Below are 16,961 nucleotides of genomic sequence, written 5' to 3'. Positions count from 1 at the left end.
GCAGAAAATTGTATCATAAACATCATTCATGAATTAAAAGACCCAAAGGAGATATGACAGAGAAAGAAATCAATAAGTTGGTAAGCGATAACATCAACTACGTAAAATCGGTAGCCAACCACTATCGTGGTAATGGTGTTGACTTCGATGACTTGGTTAGCGAAGGAACTTTGGCGATGCTCACGGCAGCTCAAAAATACGATGCCGAACGCGGTTCGCAGTTTGTGGCTTATGCATCCCCTTTCATTCGCAAGGCGATGCAGCAGACAATCGACAAGCAGGCAGCACTCTATCGTGTACCAAAGGATCAGAAAAAGCATGCTCCACGCAATGCTGCAAAAGCTGTTTCCATCGATGCCCCTATCACTGAGGGAAACAAGTACACCCTACTCGACATCCTTATCAACAAGGATGCCCAGCCGGCAGACGACAATACGGCTTTCGCTCAGATGCTCAACGACTTGGAACGTTGCGTTGGAGAACTGAAAGAACGCGACCGCATAGTCATCTCTAAGTTCTATGGTATAGGAATGGCACATGAAACACTGGCAGAAATAGCAGAAGACCTGCAGCTGAAGCGAGAGCGTGTGCGCCAGATCAGAGACAAGGCGATACGCCAGATATCAAAGAATACTACCAGTAAGGTGCTCAAGCATTTTCTTAGAAAATAAAGTCTGATGATTATCTCTCTTAAATGCCAGCGAATACAGATTGTAATACAAAATAAAAATGGCTGTACAAGAAACTGTCCTGTACTGCCATTTTTATATGAGCGGCATTGCTTCTATAAGAAGTTACTTATGCTGTGAATGTTCGAGGCGATACTGACGTGGGGTTATGCCCAGACGCTTGTAAAAGTTTGCATAGAAACTTTGACGAGTGCTGAATCCAGCCATCTCACTAATATCTTCCACGCTCATCTTTGCATAGCGCTTATCTGTGAGCAGCGACATTGCATCGTTCACACGATAATCATTAACCAACTCTGAATAATTCTTGTGGAATCGAGTTGCACACACTGCCGAAATATAACGAGAGTTCGTGCTCAGGTCCTCAGCCAACTTTTTAGAGTTGTACTCAGGATCCTTGTATTTTCTCTCCGTTACAATCAGACGGATAATCTCATCACGGAGGCGGTCTTTAGTCTCCTCACTCAGCAAGGTTTGATATCTCGCTGACTTCTCTTTTTTGGGTTGAATGTTATACTTAGCCATAATGCGTAATAAATTAATACAACAAAGATACGGCAAAATTATTAAACTACCAAATTTTTTGGCACTTTTTTGAAAAAAACTATAAAAATAATTGTCTATCTCGAAAATTATTCCTAATTTTGCATACAGATACATTATTAATATAGAAATTTTAAACATTAAATATAGAAAAGTTCAACGTTCGTATGAAGCAAATTATATGGTTTGTTAAGACTTATGCTACGTTTGTAGTATTGTTTGTTTTGCAGAAGCCGCTGTTCCTCTTTTTGGAAAAGGGTTCTGCCACACAACCTGTCGACAATATCTTCACGGAGTTGCCTGCTGTTATCTGGCATGGACTTCCACTCGATTTATCGATGGCTGGTTACTTATCTGTGATTCCTGGTTTTCTTTCCATTGCCGTGGTATGGCTGAAAAGAGACCTGGTTAAACCAATTATGAACATCTACTTCATAATTGCCTCACTTTTCATCACTTGCAGTTTCCTGCTTAACGCAAGTCTTTATCCATACTGGAAGTATCCATTGGACAGTACTCCACTCTTCTACTTCTTCACTTCACCGGCTGATGCCATCGCCAGTGTAAGCATCTGGCAAGTGATTCTTTCAATTGTCATATTGATTGTCCTGACCATTGGAGTTTGGTTCACTTTACGAATGCGAGGCGAGAAACGCCAGCAATACAGTCGCTACAGCTATGGATATGGAGGATTCGGCAGTGGTAAAAGAAACCGATTCGATGACTTTGACCGCCATCGTGGCCGTACATCCATCATACTCCTCCTGCTCACAGGCTTACTCTTCCTGCCTATCAGAGGTGGCATCACCGTTTCTACGATGAACACAGGACAGGCATACTTCAGCCAGAATGCCTATCTGAACCACTCAGCCGTGAATCCGTTGTTCAGCCTGTTTGAATCAATCACTCACCAGGAGGACTTCGCTTCACAGTATCGCTTCATGAAAGATAAAGAGGCTGACAAGATATTCGCAACAATGACAAGTACAAGCGATGAGAACACCTACCCTTTGCTCAATGAGGCAACTTTCAAGAAGGGAACTCCTGATATTCTCATTGTCATCATGGAAAGTTTTGCCAGCGACATCATGCCATCCATGGGCTCATACAAGGATGTTGCAGTATGCCTGGATTCCATCGCCCAGCAGAGTATTCTATTTACAAGATTCTATGCCAACAGTTTCCGTACGGACAGAGGCATGGTTTCCATATTGAGCGGCTATCCTGCACAGCCCACAACCAGCATCATGCGCTATCCACGCAAGACTAGTCAGTTGCCATCCATAGCCCGCAACCTGGCGAAATACAAGAATTACAAAACCACCTATTATTATGGTGGAGATGCAGATTTCTGCAACATGCGCTCCTATCTTGTTTCTCAGGGTTATCAGCATATCATTTCTGATGCCAACTTCCCGATAGAAGACAAGCTGAGCAAATGGGGTGTGCCAGACCATATCCTGGCAGCCAAAATGATGGAAGATATCAAGGCACAGCAGAATGAGAAGCGTCCTATGCTGAGAATATTGCAGACTTCCAGCAGCCACGAGCCTTTCGAGGTGCCTTACCACAGATTGAAAGATAAGCGTCTGAATGCTTTCGCCTACACCGACAGCGTAATGGGTGCTATCGTCAGGGAATACCGCAAACTGCCAAGATGGAAGAATACGCTTATCGTGTTCGTACCAGACCATGTGGGAGGTTACAAGGAAAATCTGAACGATCACGACCGTAGCCGTTACCAGATTCCACTCATCCTGGCAGGTGGAGCTATCTCGCGCCCTATGAAAGTGGGCATCATCGGTTCACAGCATGACATTGCAGCCACCCTGCTCGGTCAGCTGGGAGTAGAGCACAGGGAATTCACTTTCAGTAAGAACATGATGAGTGATGCCACACCTAAATTCGCATTCTTTGCGGTGAACGATGCATTTGGTATTGTTTCAGAAGAGAACTCGCTCATCTACGACAACAGAGCCAAGCGAATCGTATATGACAAAGACGAAAAAGGCTTTAATCTGAAACGAGGTCAAGCCTATCTCCAGAAGATATACGATGACTTAGCCAAGAAATAGACAACATTTTGAATGATAGTAAAAAAGAGAATATAAATATCAACAAAAATAGTAAAGGCAACTATGCTAGAACTCATTCATTATCTAGAACAGATAGATACAACGATATTGCTATTTTTCAATGGCATGCACCACGAACTATTCGATTACTTTATGGTTTTGGTGAGCAACCGATTCACATGGGTTCCATTTTATGCAGCGTTCATCTTCGTGATGATTAAGAATTTCCACTGGAAGGTAACGATAGTCACTATTCTAGCAATAGCGCTCCTCGTATTGCTCTGTGACCAGACAGCATCAGGCTTACTCAAGCCATTGGTAAGACGTCTCCGCCCAAGCAACTTGGACAACTCCATATCCTATATGGTACACGTGGTTGATGGATACCGGGGCGGCAGATACGGATTTCCGTCCTCCCACTCCGCCAACTCGTGGGGAGTAGCCATATTCGCCATGTATCTGGTAAGAAACAGAAAGCTGAATATATTCCTGGCGTTCTGGGCTGCACTGGTAACATATTCTCGTGCCTATCTGGGAGTACATTATCCTGGCGATTTGCTGGTAGGAGTTCTTATTGGCTTCATTATGGCATCGATTGTATTCTATGCCTATAACCATTGGGCAAGATCATACACCCAGGAGTTTCTGAACGGCAAGAAAAACATCCAGTATGATTATCTCCCCATATCAGTAGGACTGATCAGCATAGCAACAATGTTTACTACAAGTCTGATCATGCTTTTCACATTCTAAAGAAAGTAATATTTTCAAAACATCAATAATTAAAAGATCAAGATTATGAAGAAACTTACATTGATGGCTATTGCCATGGGTATGCTTGCCTTCACAGCATGCACAGAAAAGAAACCAGCTGCAGCCCCTGCAACTCAGGTAGAAGAGGTGGTTACAGACTCAGCATTCCAGCAGGCTGTTGCTGGTGAATACAAGAGTGCTGACGGAAAGCGCATCATTACTGTCAACGCAGACTTTACTGTAAAGACCACTGGTCTTGACAAGGACTACTTCAAGTGGGATATGGATGTCAAGCCACAGGGTCCATCTGCCAACATCAACCTCATCCGCAAGGGTCTCGATTCAGATGTAAAAGATATGGTATCTGTTGATACAGAAGAAGGAACTCTCATCGTCAAGAACGAGACTTACAGAAAGGCAGTAGAAGAGAAGAAGTAATTCTTCCATCTGATACATATTCATCATAAGCTGAGCGCCCCCACATGGTGTGGAGGCGCTTTCTTTGTATTTTTGGGCGCTTTCTTTAACTGTTATTCACTATATTTTCCCCCTCAGAAAACATATTTTCTTACTTTCCTACATTTCTTCTTAAATTTCGAGCCTAAGAATTTCCGTACTTATAATAAAATTTGTATCTTTGCACCATCAAACGAGAAAAATACTGGTTTTAGAAAATAATAAAGTAATTCTATAGAATATGGCAATTAATGAAGAAAACAAAATCGAGGAGAAAACAAAGAGCATCTCTTTCGTAGAACAGTTGGTTGAGGAAGACCTCAAGGAAGGTAAGAACGCTGGTCGAATCCAGACCCGTTTTCCACCAGAGCCTAACGGCTACCTTCACATCGGTCATGCCAAGGCCATCTGCATGGACTTCGGTGTAGCCGAAAAATACAAGGGTGTCTGCAACCTCAGATTTGATGACACCAACCCAAGTAAGGAAAACAACGAATACGTAGAAAATATCCTCCAAGACATCCAGTGGCTCGGCTTTAAGTGGGGCAACATCTATTATGCTTCAGACTACTTTGAGAAGTTGTGGGAGTTTGCTGTATGGATGATCAAGAAGGGACATGCTTATGTCGACGAGCAGACTGCTGAGGAAATTGCAGCCCAGAAGGGTACTCCTACTACCCCTGGTACTGCCAGCCCATATCGCGACCGTCCTATTGAGGAAAACCTTGCCCTCTTCGAGCAAATGAACACTCCTGAGGCTGTAGAAGGAAGCATGGTACTTCGTGCGAAGCTTGACATGGCTAATCCAAACATGCACTTCCGCGACCCAATCATGTACCGCATCATCCAAACTCCTCACCACCGTACAGGTACCAAGTGGCACGCTTATCCAATGTACGACTTCGCACACGGACAGAGCGACTATTTCGAGGGTGTTACCCACTCTATCTGTACCTTGGAGTTTGTTCCTCACCGTCCACTCTACAACAAGTTCGTCGACTTCCTGAAGGAGATGGATGGCAGCGATGACGTATTGAACGATAACCGTCCTCGCCAGATTGAGTTCAACCGCTTGAACCTCACTTATACAGTAATGAGCAAGCGTAAGCTCCATACTCTGGTAGATGAGCATCTGGTAAATGGCTGGGACGATCCTCGTATGCCTACACTTTGCGGTATGCGTCGCCGCGGTTATTCACCAGAGAGTATCCGCATGTTCATCGACAGCATCGGTTATACCAAGTTCGATGCCCTCAATGATATGGCTCTTCTGGAGGCTTCAGTTCGTGAGGACTTGAACAAGAAGGCTTGCCGTGTAAGTGCCGTACTCGACCCTGTGAAACTCGTCATCACCAATTATCCAGAGGGTGAGAGCGAGGAGATGGAGGCAATCAATAACCCAGAGAACGAGGCAGATGGCACACATACCATTACCTTCTCAAAGAACCTCTGGATTGAGCGTGCCGACTTTATGGAGGATGCTCCAAAGAAGTTCTTCCGTATGACTCCTGGAAAGGAAGTTCGCTTGAAGAATGCCTATATCGTGAAGTGTACAGGCTGTACCAAGGACGAGAACGGTGTCATCACAGAGATTCAGGCTGAATACGACCCTATCAGCAAGAGCGGAATGGAAGGTGCCAACCGCAAGGTAAAAGGTACTCTTCACTGGGTATCTGCTGACCACTGCGTAAAGGCAGAAGTACGCGAGTACGACCGTCTCTTCGCCATCGAAAACCCATCTGCTGACGAGCGCGACTTCCGTGAATTGCTCAACCCAGAGAGCTATCACGATTTCAAGGAATGCTATGTAGAGGAGTATGCTGCAACCAAGAAGCCGGGAGAGTATCTCCAGTTCCAGCGCATCGGTTACTTCATGGCTGATCTCGACACAACAGACGAGAAGCCAGTATTCAACAAGACTGTGGGCTTGAAGGATACCTGGGCAAAGCAGAATAAGTAATATAATTAATAATTATGAATACTGCAGATCTTTTTCTTTGGATTCTGGATAACTTGAATTATTGGGTGGTTGCGCTGTTTATGGCAATCGAAAGCTCTTTCATTCCTTTCCCATCTGAGGTGGTTGTTCCACCTGCAGCATGGAAAGCCATGGATCCAAACAGCGGAATGTCGTTTATTCTGGTCATCGTGTTTGCTACCATCGGTGCAGACCTGGGTGCCCTCATCAACTACTATTTGGCTAAATGGGTAGGTCGCCCTATCATCTACCGCTTTGCTGATAGCCGAATCGGTCACATGTGCCTGATCGACCGCCAAAAGGTAGAAGTAGCTGAGGAGTATTTCCGCAAGCATGGTGCAGCCTCTACCATTTTTGGAAGATTGGTGCCAGCCGTTCGCCAGCTCATCAGTATTCCTGCAGGATTGGCAGGAATGCACGTGGGCAAGTTCCTGCTCTACACCACTATCGGTGCAGGTGTATGGAACACTGTTTTGGCAACCATCGGATGGGGTATCTACGAATACACCGATTATAAGACAACTCATGACGTTTATCAACAGGCTGTACACTATAGCCACGAGATTGGTTATGTCATCTTAGCATTGGCTGTAGTCGTCGTAGCCTTTATTGCCTATAAGGGTATCAAGAAAAAATAAACTTCTTTCAGAAGCACATATATACAAAAAACTCTCCATTGAGGTTCAACCTTCAATGGAGAGTTTTTTTGTATATATAGATATCAATCATTACTTCTCACTACCTGAGAAAATCTTGATTCGCTGTTCCTCAGACAATTTGCAGATAAGCAATGTTCCGTCTTCCTCTGCAACAATATAGCCATCCAGGCCCTGGATAACAACCTTCTTCTCATTCATGGTATGAATGATATTGTTCTTGGATTCCACCATCAGGATATTATCTCCAATCAGTGCATTGCCATACATATCCTTATGGCTCTGTGCCAGGAGGCTTCCCCATGTACCGAGGTCACTCCATCCAAAGTCGGCAGGCATCACGAAGATTTCCTCCGCTTTCTCCATGATAGCATAGTCAACAGAGATATTCTCGCATTCAGGATAACGCAGATCAATTTCAGCCTGCTCCTTGTCTGTACCATAAATACTGCGCATGCTCTCGAAAATCTTGGCAATGCTTGGCTGGTAAACACGGAAGGCATTGACGATGGTTGCGGCACTCATCACGAAGATACCGGCATTCCAGAAGAAACTCTTATCTTGAACATATTGAGTAGCTGTCTCCAAATTTGGTTTTTCCCTGAACTGATCAACACGGAAGATTTCCTTGTTACGGGCTGAAGGGGTACGGAGATCTGCCTGAATATAGCCATAACCTGTCTCTGGGCGAGTAGGCTTCATTCCCAAAGTAACAATGCTGTCAGTCTCACCAGTAAACTTCAAGGCAGATGTTACCACTCTTCTGAATTCGCTGGCATTGGTAACGATATGATCAGAAGGTGATACAACAATATTTGCATAAGGATCCTTTTCCTTGATTCGCCAACTGATATAGGCGATGCAAGGAGCTGTGTTTCTTCTGCATGGTTCCTGCAGAATATTACCCTCAGAGATTTCAGGCAACTGCTCGTGAACCAAGGCTGCATACTTTTTATTGGTTACTACCCAAACATTCTCCGGGTCACAGACACCCTCAAAACGATCGAATGTAAGCTGTAAAAGTGTACGACCTGTTCCTAAGACATCAATAAACTGCTTAGGCTTGTCCACGGTACTCATAGGCCAGAATCTACTGCCTACTCCACCTGCCATAATTACCAAATGATTATTTTTATGAGCCATATTTATACCTTTTTATATAATATTCCGCAAAAGTAATAAAAATAATTGGTTTAAACAAATAAAGGATGGAAAATTATTCCATCCTTTACCATATTTTGAAAAAACTCGTGTTATTCGAGCACTTCCCGTATCCCAGTATCAATGCAAAACTTAGAGCTTTCCAAGTTCAGCTTTCCAGTCAGCATAAGCCTCAAGATAAGCACTGCGATTTGCCTCATCAGGCTCAATTACCGCCAATTTCTTAAGAGATGCAAATGCCTCATCGTGATCCTTATAGATTCCGGCTCCGATACCAGCTCCCTTGGCAGCACCAGCACTACCATCGGTCTCGTAAAGCTCAATGGTTGCACCACTCACACCAGCCAGGGTATCACGGAACAGAGGACTGAGGAACATGTTTGCCTTTCCTGCATGAACCTTCTTGATATCCATACCCATCTGCTGCATGATCTCCATACCATAGCAGAAACTGAATACGATGCCTTCCTGTGCTGCTCTTACGATATGGGCACGATTATGCTTGGTAAAGCTCAAGCCACGAATAGAACAGCCCACTTCACGATTTTCCAATACGCGCTCTGCTCCATTTCCAAAAGGAATAATCTTCACACCGTCGCTGCCAATAGGCACACCAGCTGCCATATCGTTCATATCTGCATAGCTTACATCAGGCGTGATGTTACGATGTACCCAAGCATTCAGGATACCAGTACCATTTATACAGAGCAACACTCCCAGACGGTCGAGTTCCGTTGTATAGTTAACATGTGCGAAGGTATTGACACGACTCTTTGGATCGTAATTGACATCACCGAGCACACCATAGACTACTCCGGAAGTTCCTGCGGTGCTGGCAATCTCACCAGGATTGAACACGTTCAGGCTGACTGCATTATTCGGCTGGTCACCAGCACGGTAAGAGATAGGAGTTCCCTCCTTCAGACCAAGTTCCTCGGCAGCAGCCTTGCAGACTACGCTCTGAACAGAGAAGGTAGGAACAATATCTGCGAGCATACTCTCATCGAATCCGAAATAATCAAGCAGGAACTTGGCTGGTTTCTTTGCCTTGAAGTCCCACATCATACCCTCAGAAAGTCCGCTGATAGTAGTCTGAGCCTCACCAGAAAGTTTCATTGCCAGATAATCACCAGGGAGCATAATCTTATCTATCTTATCGAAAAGCTCAGGTTCATTCTCCTTGACCCACGCCAGTTTGGAAGCGGTAAAGTTACCTGGAGAATTGAGCAGATTACGCAAGCAGAGATCCTCACCTAAATCATGGAACGCTTTCTCGCCGTAAGGAACTGCACGGGAATCGCACCAGATGATAGATGGACGCAGAACCTGCTGGTTCTTATCCACACAAACCAGACCATGCATCTGATAGGAAATACCGATAGCAAGAATATCCTCACCTTTGGCACCACACTCCACCATAATCTTCTTGAGAGCCAACTTGGCATTGTCCCACCACATTTGCGGATCCTGTTCAGCCCATCCTGCCTTTACTGCCATGATAGGTGCTTCATGATCTGGATAGAATGCAGAAGCAACAATCTCACCACTATCTACATCTGTAAGAGATGCCTTTACAGAACTTGAACCAACATCAAAACCTAATAAATATCTTCTAGCCATATGTCCGTTATTTAAAATTGTTTGTTATTACTAAACCTAAAGTATAGAAATGCATTTAATAGAAATGCTCATTCCATAATTCATCATACAATTATAATACGAACAAACTGACAGATTCCCCCATCAGGAAAACGAAAAAAATCAAGTTGGTGCCCAACAGGTGTATTTCACTCGCATATCAGCTGTTGTGCAAGCGTACAACAGCTGTTGTGTGCTTTGAAAAGACTATGACCCCGGAAACAAGAATTAATCTTTCAGACAACTTCCATTGCTCCTTCGGACAACTTCTATTGCTCCTTTCGATGACTTACGTTGCTTCTAACAACAACTCAACTAGCTTCGTTAGACAACGTAACTAACTTAGTTAGACAACGTAACTAACTTAGTTAGACAACGTAACTAACTTAGTTAGACAACTTACCAGACTTCTATCAATTACCAAAGAGATCAAGTTCCTGCGATTGCTTGCTGTTCTCGCAGTCATCCTCCTCTTTCTGTATAGAGGCAGAAGAGAAATCAAGCATCAGCTGCTGCATAGCCGAACTCTTATAGTTGATACGATACACTCCATATCCCTTGCCTTTCTCTATGATAGAACTTGGATTCTTGGAATTCTTAATAAGATACTGAGAAACAAAACCATACACATATCTATAATCAAGAGGGGTAAAAATCGAGTTACAAGAATTATAAACATGACGGACAATCTTCTCCAACTTGAGACCTTGACTGCCGGCTTGAACCAAAACGTTGAATATTTCTTGTTCTAATTTCATTTAAATAATGCTAGATGGTTATGGTGAAAAGAAATTTGAATAAAGACAAAGGAAAGTGAACAGAAAGAAGAGTAAACAGGAAGAAAAGTGAATAAAAAACAGAAAAGCCGCAGTTTCTTCCACTAAATTAAGAAACTGCGACTCTTAAGGTTCTTATTTAAGCGAGAGCTACCTTGTTGTCCTCTTCCTTAATCTTACCCTCTTTGAAGAGCCATCCAATACCAAGGATAGCATCCTCAACACTAATCTTTGCCTGCTTAGCAATCTCCTCCAAAGAGAGAGACTGTTCTGCTGCTGCCAATGCCTGGTAAACATCACCTGCACGGAAACCTGCGTTCTCAGCAGTCAAATAAATAACTTCCTTCTTAGCTGTAGAAGTTTTCTTTGTAGCTGTAGCAGTCTTTGCTGCTGTAGCCTTCTTAGTAGCTGTCTTCTTGGCAGCTGTCTTAGTTGTTGCTTTCTTTTCTACCATGTCTTTAGTAATAATTTGTTTTGAGAAATGTTTGTTTCTTAAGCATTTCCTTAATTATTCTGATGCAAAATTAAAAAAAATAATTTAAATTTTAGCATTTTAAAGCAGAAAAGTGCTTGTACACAAGAAGTTGCACCGCATTTCTTGACTTACATCAAGAAAAATGCAGTGCAATTATAATTAATCCTTCAAATCAAGCTTAATCTCCAGCTCATCAAGCTGCTTTGGGTCCAGTTCTGAAGGAGCATCAAGCATCACGTCGCGACCTGAATTGTTCTTTGGGAATGCGATGCAGTCGCGGATACTGTCGAGACCAGCCATAATGCTCACGAAGCGATCAAGACCGAAAGCAAGACCTGCGTGAGGTGGTGCTCCATACTTGAAGGCGTTCATCAGGAAGCCAAACTGAGCCTCAGCACGCTCTGGCGTGAAACCGAGAACCTCGAACATCTTCTCCTGCAACTGAGTATCGTGGATACGGAGAGAACCTCCACCCACTTCAATACCATTGCAGACGAAGTCGTATGCCTTGGCACGAACCTGCTCTGGATGCTCGTCAAGCAATGGGATATCATCAGGATTTGGCATAGTGAATGGATGATGGGTTGCCATCAGGCGCTGCTCCTCATCACTCCACTCGAAGAGAGGGAAGTCAATAATCCAAAGACACTTGAACACGTTCTTGTCACGCAAGCCCAGACGATCACCCATCTCAAGACGGAGAGAGCAAAGCTGGATACGAGTCTTATTGGCATTGTCGCCGCTCAGAATCAAAACGAGGTCGCCATCGTTAGCACCCATTACAGTCTTGATTTCTGCAAGCTCCTCTGGAGAGTAGAACTTATCGATGCTACTCTTCACAGTACCATCTGCATTATACTTGATATATACCAAACCCTTGGCACCTACCTGTGGACGCTTTACGAAGTCGGTCAACTCGTTCAACTGCTTGCGGCTATAGTCAGCACAACCAGGAACACAGATACCACCAATATATTTAGCCTCATCGAATACAGAAAAGTTACCCTTGCCAGTGAAAGCATCCTTCAACTCTACAAACTCCATGCCGAAGCGAAGGTCTGGCTTATCGCTACCGAAACGGCGCATAGCCTCATGCCATGTCATCTGCTCCAGCTTAGGAAGCTCTACACCACGAATCTCCTTGAAGAGATGGCGAGCCATTTCCTCGAAAAGATCGATAACATCGTCCTGATCTACGAAGCTCATCTCGCAGTCGATCTGAGTAAACTCAGGCTGACGGTCTGCACGGAGGTCCTCATCACGGAAGCACTTGGCAATCTGGAAGTAGCGGTCGAAACCTGCTACCATCAGGAGCTGCTTCAAAGTCTGAGGGCTCTGTGGAAGAGCATAGAACTGACCAGGATTCATACGAGAAGGAACTACGAAGTCGCGAGCACCTTCTGGTGTACTACCGATGAGGATAGGAGTTTCAACCTCCATGAAGTTCTGTGAATCGAGGAAGTTGCGAATCAAGATACACATACGATGACGCAACTCCAAATTCTTGCGAACCGCAGGACGGCGCAAATCGAGATAGCGATACTTCATGCGAATATCATCACCGCCATCAGTATTATCTTCGATAGTGAAAGGAGGAGTCTGACTCAGAGAGAGCACATTCAGCTCCTTTACCAGGATTTCAATATCACCAGTATCCATTTTAGGATTCTTGCTCTGTCGCTCACTAACTGTACCCTTGATCTGGATGCAATATTCACGCCCCAGCTTATTGGCAGCATCACACAAGGCCTTATCATTTGCCTCGTTGAAAACCAACTGTGTGATACCATAACGGTCGCGCAAGTCAACGAATGTCATACCACCCATCTTTCTTGAGCGCTGTACCCATCCGGCAAGTGTAACTTCCTTGCCAGCATCAGAGAGACGAAGCTCTCCACAAGTTTGTGTTCTGTACATACCTTATTATATTATATATTTTTGTTTCTGATGTGCAAAGTTACTATAATTTGGGGAAACAACAAAATAAAATCGCAAAAATGTTACTATAAATAACACCTTTGCGACTTTATACATTATCTTTTCACATGCTTAGGGTGATTTTGGTGCCACTGTCTGGCTCTCTTAAACGCCTGACGATGGAACTTCTCTTCTGCCTTGATGACCTGAAGCACCTTGCTGGCTGGCAGGATATACATAAACCGATTATGATATTCCTGCTGCAACTGCTTCATCTCGATATCCAACTCATCCTGGCGGCGGATAGCCTCAGCACAACCTTTCTCGTCTGCCGGATTGACAAAATGATACCTACGCATCTCATCAAAACAAGAACGCATCTTCTTCATCATCTGGCGGTAAACCGGGAAGAACTTACTTGCTTCCTGCGGAGTGAGGCTCGCATGGATTGTGATATACTGCTCCAATTCTGCCTCAAAACGCTTCGGGTCAAATGGCGGACGCTGAGTCTGGGAGTTCCCGGCATAACAGGTCAGCCCCATCATGGTCATCACAAGAATTGACATAATAATCAGGATTAGATGTCTTGTTCTATGCATGCTGTTATTATCTTCTTTCATCTATATGTCTTTTTTAATCTATTCTACATCAATTCTCCGCAACAAGTTGAGCATAGAAATCCTGACTATCCATCATTGTATAATCAGCCATCTGCTCAAAGGCTGCATCATCCCCGTCTGTGACGTGTGAAGTCTCAATGGCTGGAGTTTCTTTATGCGCCAATGCATGATGCTTCTTCTCTGCCTGTTGAAGCTGGTAAAGCACACCGCCACCCAACATAGCAGTCACGGCTAAGACGGCAGCTATCTTTCTGAGAGGTAAACGTCTCCAGAGGCTTAAATGCACGAACTTAGCCTTATTCTCCTGACGGTTCTTATCAGTTACTTCAGGAGTATCAATTTCCTGCTCAGGAATCTTTGCCATCATCTGTTCTGCAAAGTTATCGAAATAACCTTCAGGAACCTTGAAATGGTTTTCCTTGCCGAAAATATCATTTATTTTTTTCTCTTCGTTCATCATATTGCAATATCCTTTCTTCTTTTATTTGAATAGACGATTTACATCTCATAAGGTTTAATCAAACAGATGCAAATATTCTGTTATTTTTTTCACTGCCAGATGATAAGAAGCTTTCAGTGCACCTTCACTGGTATTGAGGATCTGACTAATTTCAGAATACTTCATTTCCTCAAAATATTTAAGATTAAAAACCGTCCTCTGCACTTCAGGCAATCTTGCCACCGCTTCCTGTAACCTGGTCTGTACTTCATCACCATCAAAATACTCGTCGCTCATCAATCTGGATGCCACGGAATCATCTTCATCAGTACTTACTTTATCTGCCAGTTTTTGTTTTCTCAGGAAATCGAGTGATTCATTGACAGCAATACGATAAAGCCAGGTAGAAAGCGAAGACTTTCCCTGAAAATTCTGCAGATTACTCCATACCTTGATGAATACATTCTGAAGAACATCATTAGCATCTTCATGACTGAGCACGATACGACGCACCTTCCAGTATAGTTTTTCACTATACTGCTTAACCAGCACTGCGAATCCTTCTCGCCGGGTGCGTGGTTCCCGAAGCATCTCTACCAGTTCAGAATCACTGAGTATCATGAAGTTTTTCTATTTAATAATACTAATTCTTTAATTTCTAATATTAGCCTACATTCCCGGCTACAAATATTTCCTCAAATGCTCGAATATCACACCATCAAATCCATAGACATCGGGATAGCTTACCACGCCCTTGGCAAATGGATAAAGCGTGTAATACGTGATGAAGAGCGGAATCTGCGGTTCCACCTTTACAGACCCGACCACTAATTTCTTAATCTTAAGAGAATCGGCTGTCATCGAATAGTTGATTCTCTGGATAAGCTTTTCGTTTTTCTCATGAAGCAGGAATTTAGCGAGTTCGAAAGGCTTCTCTACCCTTATGCATCCATGCGAAACGTCTCTGTCTTCCCGGCTGAAAACAGCCTGACTCGATGTGTCGTGCAGATAGACGGAGAAGTTATTGTCGAAACGGAAAATGATTCTTCCCAACGAATTTCCCTTTCCACCACGCTGAACCACACCATATTTACCGGAAAGCAACATGGTTCTTGTAACCTGAGCCGGATTCACTTCCTCACCTGTCGAACGATCTGAGATATAGTAATTGCGCGCATTGAAGTAAGCCGGATTCCCTGCATGATGCACCATATCCTTGACCATGATGCTGCGAGGCACAAACCACTTCGGATTCAGATCCATCCGCTTGATATAACTGTTCAGTATCGGAGTTTTGGTCTTGGTAGAGCCACATCCAATCTTCATCGCAAGCGTATCCTGCTCATCTATGGCATAAAGATGAAAAGATGGTATATTAACCAGCACATACTTCTTATGTCTGGCAGGACTGTCAGCCTCCCTCCACCGGCATCTCTCCATGTTCACAAGAATCTTCATTCTCTGATTTCTGTCAAGACCTTCCGACTTCAATTTTTCCTGCAACGTATAATAGAAAGGAGACTTTGGCTGAACATCCTTCAAGAATGCCGCCAATCTGCTTTTCTCAGTTTCTTCGCCATCAACATCCACCTTACTTCTCAACTGCTGAAGAGCAAGATGAAAAAAAGCATCACTGGCATGCTGCATCTTCACATCAAAAAGGCCACGGTATCTCACAGCCCGCTTGATGGAATCGTATGGATTGGGAGCAATGCTGTCCAGACGATTCAGGACGAATGAAGGATTGACGAATCCAAATCTCTGACCGCCTACATATCTCAAATACGACTTGGTAAGCCTGTATTCCAGACGAGCCATCACATGGTTGATATCCTCGTTGCCATCCCCCAGATTCAAGCTGTGGAGTCTTTCCAGATCTTGAGTAATCTGATTCACATAGAAATGCTTAGTCTTGAATCCCATTTCATCCACCTTCTGCAGATAGGTCAGCAGCGTATCTGCACGATGATCTATTCCATGGCGGTCAACCCAAAGGAACCCTCCATGATTGCGATAATATCTCTTGGTATGCAAGTCGGCAACAGTAGAACCCGAATCATTGTTCATCAAGCTATCCATCAATCTCCTTACCTTTTTGGAATTGATTGTATAGTTTGGGTTCACCAGCTCCTGATAGTATTCCAACGTCAAGTTCTGATTTTCGTTGGGTTCATGCTGCTTACACGACAGAATGCCCCAACAGAGCAGGAATGGCAAAATTCTAAGTATTTTCACGAAACGTATATGAATGATAAAAGAAGTCAACAGTTAACGTCTAACCAGAATCTTTCTCGTAAAGGAGGCTCCTACCTTGATGATATAGACACCATCAGAGAGAGAAAGGTTAAAGCGCTTGTCCTGTCCCTCTACCCTGAAAGACTTCACGGCAACACCAGCCAGATTGTAGATGGTAACTATCTGACTGTTGGCTCCGGTGATATGCATCACGCCTCCGGAATAAGTCAAGGAAATCTTCTGCACGTCCATGTCTATCATTTCCTCAGCACCTGTCCGTGCCGAAGAAACCATAGGCACAGCAAACATCATGCATGGCATCATCAATATGGTAAGTATACTTTTATTCATACTCCTGCTCTTTTACGTAAAAAAATACTTTCCTGCAAAGATATAAAAAAAGAAGGAACCTGCCATCATTCCAGATGCCAAGTTCCTTCTTTTTATATATATTTAACCGTAATTACATAATTCGTAACTACTCAGCACCCCTATGGGCATGAGTAATCGTCTTACTGTTGTACTACAGCAAGAATTGCATTGAATTTAG

17 protein-coding genes are annotated in these 16,961 nt (G+C 43.7%); 6 read left to right on the top strand and 11 right to left on the bottom strand.

Going from position 1 to position 16,961, the window contains the following annotated elements; genetic code table 11:
- Positions 1-53 precede the first annotated feature (53 nt).
- Positions 54-671, top strand: a complete 618-nt coding sequence (locus AAAT87_RS11645; RefSeq protein ID WP_349226507.1) for a sigma-70 family RNA polymerase sigma factor — start codon at positions 54-56, stop codon at positions 669-671.
- A gap of 123 nt (positions 672-794) precedes the next feature.
- Here the strand turns inward: AAAT87_RS11645 and AAAT87_RS11640 are convergent, their stop codons facing one another.
- Positions 795-1,214 carry a helix-turn-helix domain-containing protein gene (locus tag AAAT87_RS11640; RefSeq protein ID WP_089542465.1) on the bottom strand — a complete coding sequence of 140 codons (420 nt, stop codon included), beginning with the start codon at positions 1,212-1,214 and terminating at the stop codon, positions 795-797.
- 185 nt (positions 1,215-1,399) lie between these two features.
- Between AAAT87_RS11640 and AAAT87_RS11635 the strand changes: the two genes are divergently transcribed.
- The 5 genes from AAAT87_RS11635 to AAAT87_RS11615 all read left to right on the top strand — a co-directional run bounded on the left by AAAT87_RS11635 (position 1,400) and on the right by AAAT87_RS11615 (position 7,132).
- Positions 1,400-3,307: an LTA synthase family protein gene (locus AAAT87_RS11635; protein ID WP_349226506.1), complete on the top strand. Its 1,908-nt coding sequence runs from the start codon at positions 1,400-1,402 to the stop codon at positions 3,305-3,307.
- Positions 3,308-3,370: 63 nt separating this feature from the next.
- Entirely contained in the window at positions 3,371-4,060 is a 690-nt protein-coding gene (locus AAAT87_RS11630) for a phosphatase PAP2 family protein (protein ID WP_349226505.1), read from the top strand.
- A 45-nt stretch (positions 4,061-4,105) separates the two neighbouring features.
- Complete coding sequence (locus tag AAAT87_RS11625; RefSeq protein WP_295024251.1) at positions 4,106-4,498, top strand: hypothetical protein; 393 nt, start codon at positions 4,106-4,108, stop codon at positions 4,496-4,498.
- Positions 4,499-4,757: 259 nt separating this feature from the next.
- The gene (locus tag AAAT87_RS11620; RefSeq protein ID WP_295024250.1) at positions 4,758-6,476 is read left to right on the top strand and encodes a glutamine--tRNA ligase/YqeY domain fusion protein; all 1,719 of its coding nucleotides are present in this window, start codon (positions 4,758-4,760) and stop codon (positions 6,474-6,476) included.
- A 14-nt stretch (positions 6,477-6,490) separates the two neighbouring features.
- Positions 6,491-7,132 carry a DedA family protein gene (locus tag AAAT87_RS11615; protein ID WP_427865472.1) on the top strand — a complete coding sequence of 214 codons (642 nt, stop codon included), beginning with the start codon at positions 6,491-6,493 and terminating at the stop codon, positions 7,130-7,132.
- Between the two features lie 90 nt (positions 7,133-7,222).
- Here the strand turns inward: AAAT87_RS11615 and AAAT87_RS11610 are convergent, their stop codons facing one another.
- The 10 genes from AAAT87_RS11610 to AAAT87_RS11565 form a co-directional block, all read right to left on the bottom strand.
- A complete protein-coding gene (locus AAAT87_RS11610; protein ID WP_349226504.1) occupies positions 7,223-8,293 on the bottom strand; it encodes a mannose-1-phosphate guanylyltransferase in 1,071 nt (356 codons plus the stop codon).
- A gap of 150 nt (positions 8,294-8,443) precedes the next feature.
- Positions 8,444-9,931 carry a xylulokinase gene (locus AAAT87_RS11605; RefSeq protein WP_089543341.1) on the bottom strand — a complete coding sequence of 496 codons (1,488 nt, stop codon included), beginning with the start codon at positions 9,929-9,931 and terminating at the stop codon, positions 8,444-8,446.
- Between the two features lie 431 nt (positions 9,932-10,362).
- Positions 10,363-10,707 (bottom strand): hypothetical protein, encoded by a 345-nt coding sequence (locus AAAT87_RS11600; protein WP_254950676.1) that lies wholly within the window; start codon positions 10,705-10,707, stop codon positions 10,363-10,365.
- A gap of 157 nt (positions 10,708-10,864) precedes the next feature.
- Positions 10,865-11,179 (bottom strand): winged helix-turn-helix domain-containing protein, encoded by a 315-nt coding sequence (locus AAAT87_RS11595; RefSeq protein ID WP_117663552.1) that lies wholly within the window; start codon positions 11,177-11,179, stop codon positions 10,865-10,867.
- A 180-nt stretch (positions 11,180-11,359) separates the two neighbouring features.
- Complete coding sequence (aspS, locus tag AAAT87_RS11590; RefSeq protein ID WP_349226503.1) at positions 11,360-13,117, bottom strand: aspartate--tRNA ligase; 1,758 nt, start codon at positions 13,115-13,117, stop codon at positions 11,360-11,362.
- A gap of 116 nt (positions 13,118-13,233) precedes the next feature.
- Entirely contained in the window at positions 13,234-13,716 is a 483-nt protein-coding gene (locus tag AAAT87_RS11585) for a hypothetical protein (protein WP_298532375.1), read from the bottom strand.
- A gap of 49 nt (positions 13,717-13,765) precedes the next feature.
- Entirely contained in the window at positions 13,766-14,197 is a 432-nt protein-coding gene (locus AAAT87_RS11580; protein WP_295023285.1) for a hypothetical protein, read from the bottom strand.
- Positions 14,198-14,251: 54 nt separating this feature from the next.
- A complete protein-coding gene (locus AAAT87_RS11575; protein ID WP_295023283.1) occupies positions 14,252-14,797 on the bottom strand; it encodes an RNA polymerase sigma factor in 546 nt (181 codons plus the stop codon).
- A 60-nt stretch (positions 14,798-14,857) separates the two neighbouring features.
- Positions 14,858-16,411 (bottom strand): L,D-transpeptidase family protein, encoded by a 1,554-nt coding sequence (locus tag AAAT87_RS11570; RefSeq protein ID WP_349226502.1) that lies wholly within the window; start codon positions 16,409-16,411, stop codon positions 14,858-14,860.
- A gap of 33 nt (positions 16,412-16,444) precedes the next feature.
- Positions 16,445-16,762: a T9SS type A sorting domain-containing protein gene (locus tag AAAT87_RS11565; protein ID WP_349226501.1), complete on the bottom strand. Its 318-nt coding sequence runs from the start codon at positions 16,760-16,762 to the stop codon at positions 16,445-16,447.
- Positions 16,763-16,961 lie beyond the last annotated feature (199 nt).

Source organism: Segatella sinensis, assembly GCF_040095255.1.
GTDB classification, from domain to species: domain Bacteria; phylum Bacteroidota; class Bacteroidia; order Bacteroidales; family Bacteroidaceae; genus Prevotella; species Prevotella sinensis.
The sequence above is the reverse complement of the archived record's forward strand: the minus strand, read 5'-3'. Positions and strand labels throughout refer to the sequence as shown.

Excerpts from the sequence above, each read along its gene's own strand:
- AAAT87_RS11645 (WP_349226507.1), top strand. The coding sequence starts at position 54 with ATGACAGAGAAAGAAATCAATAAGTTGGTAAGCGATAACATCAACTAC.
- AAAT87_RS11640 (WP_089542465.1), bottom strand. The coding sequence starts at position 1,214 with ATGGCTAAGTATAACATTCAACCCAAAAAAGAGAAGTCAGCGAGATAT.
- AAAT87_RS11635 (WP_349226506.1), top strand. The coding sequence starts at position 1,400 with ATGAAGCAAATTATATGGTTTGTTAAGACTTATGCTACGTTTGTAGTA.
- AAAT87_RS11630 (WP_349226505.1), top strand. The coding sequence starts at position 3,371 with ATGCTAGAACTCATTCATTATCTAGAACAGATAGATACAACGATATTG.
- AAAT87_RS11625 (WP_295024251.1), top strand. The coding sequence starts at position 4,106 with ATGAAGAAACTTACATTGATGGCTATTGCCATGGGTATGCTTGCCTTC.
- AAAT87_RS11620 (WP_295024250.1), top strand. The coding sequence starts at position 4,758 with ATGGCAATTAATGAAGAAAACAAAATCGAGGAGAAAACAAAGAGCATC.
- AAAT87_RS11615 (WP_427865472.1), top strand. The coding sequence starts at position 6,491 with ATGAATACTGCAGATCTTTTTCTTTGGATTCTGGATAACTTGAATTAT.
- AAAT87_RS11610 (WP_349226504.1), bottom strand. The coding sequence starts at position 8,293 with ATGGCTCATAAAAATAATCATTTGGTAATTATGGCAGGTGGAGTAGGC.
- AAAT87_RS11605 (WP_089543341.1), bottom strand. The coding sequence starts at position 9,931 with ATGGCTAGAAGATATTTATTAGGTTTTGATGTTGGTTCAAGTTCTGTA.
- AAAT87_RS11600 (WP_254950676.1), bottom strand. The coding sequence starts at position 10,707 with ATGAAATTAGAACAAGAAATATTCAACGTTTTGGTTCAAGCCGGCAGT.
- AAAT87_RS11595 (WP_117663552.1), bottom strand. The coding sequence starts at position 11,179 with ATGGTAGAAAAGAAAGCAACAACTAAGACAGCTGCCAAGAAGACAGCT.
- aspS (WP_349226503.1), bottom strand. The coding sequence starts at position 13,117 with ATGTACAGAACACAAACTTGTGGAGAGCTTCGTCTCTCTGATGCTGGC.
- AAAT87_RS11585 (WP_298532375.1), bottom strand. The coding sequence starts at position 13,716 with ATGCATAGAACAAGACATCTAATCCTGATTATTATGTCAATTCTTGTG.
- AAAT87_RS11580 (WP_295023285.1), bottom strand. The coding sequence starts at position 14,197 with ATGATGAACGAAGAGAAAAAAATAAATGATATTTTCGGCAAGGAAAAC.
- AAAT87_RS11575 (WP_295023283.1), bottom strand. The coding sequence starts at position 14,797 with ATGATACTCAGTGATTCTGAACTGGTAGAGATGCTTCGGGAACCACGC.
- AAAT87_RS11565 (WP_349226501.1), bottom strand. The coding sequence starts at position 16,762 with ATGAATAAAAGTATACTTACCATATTGATGATGCCATGCATGATGTTT.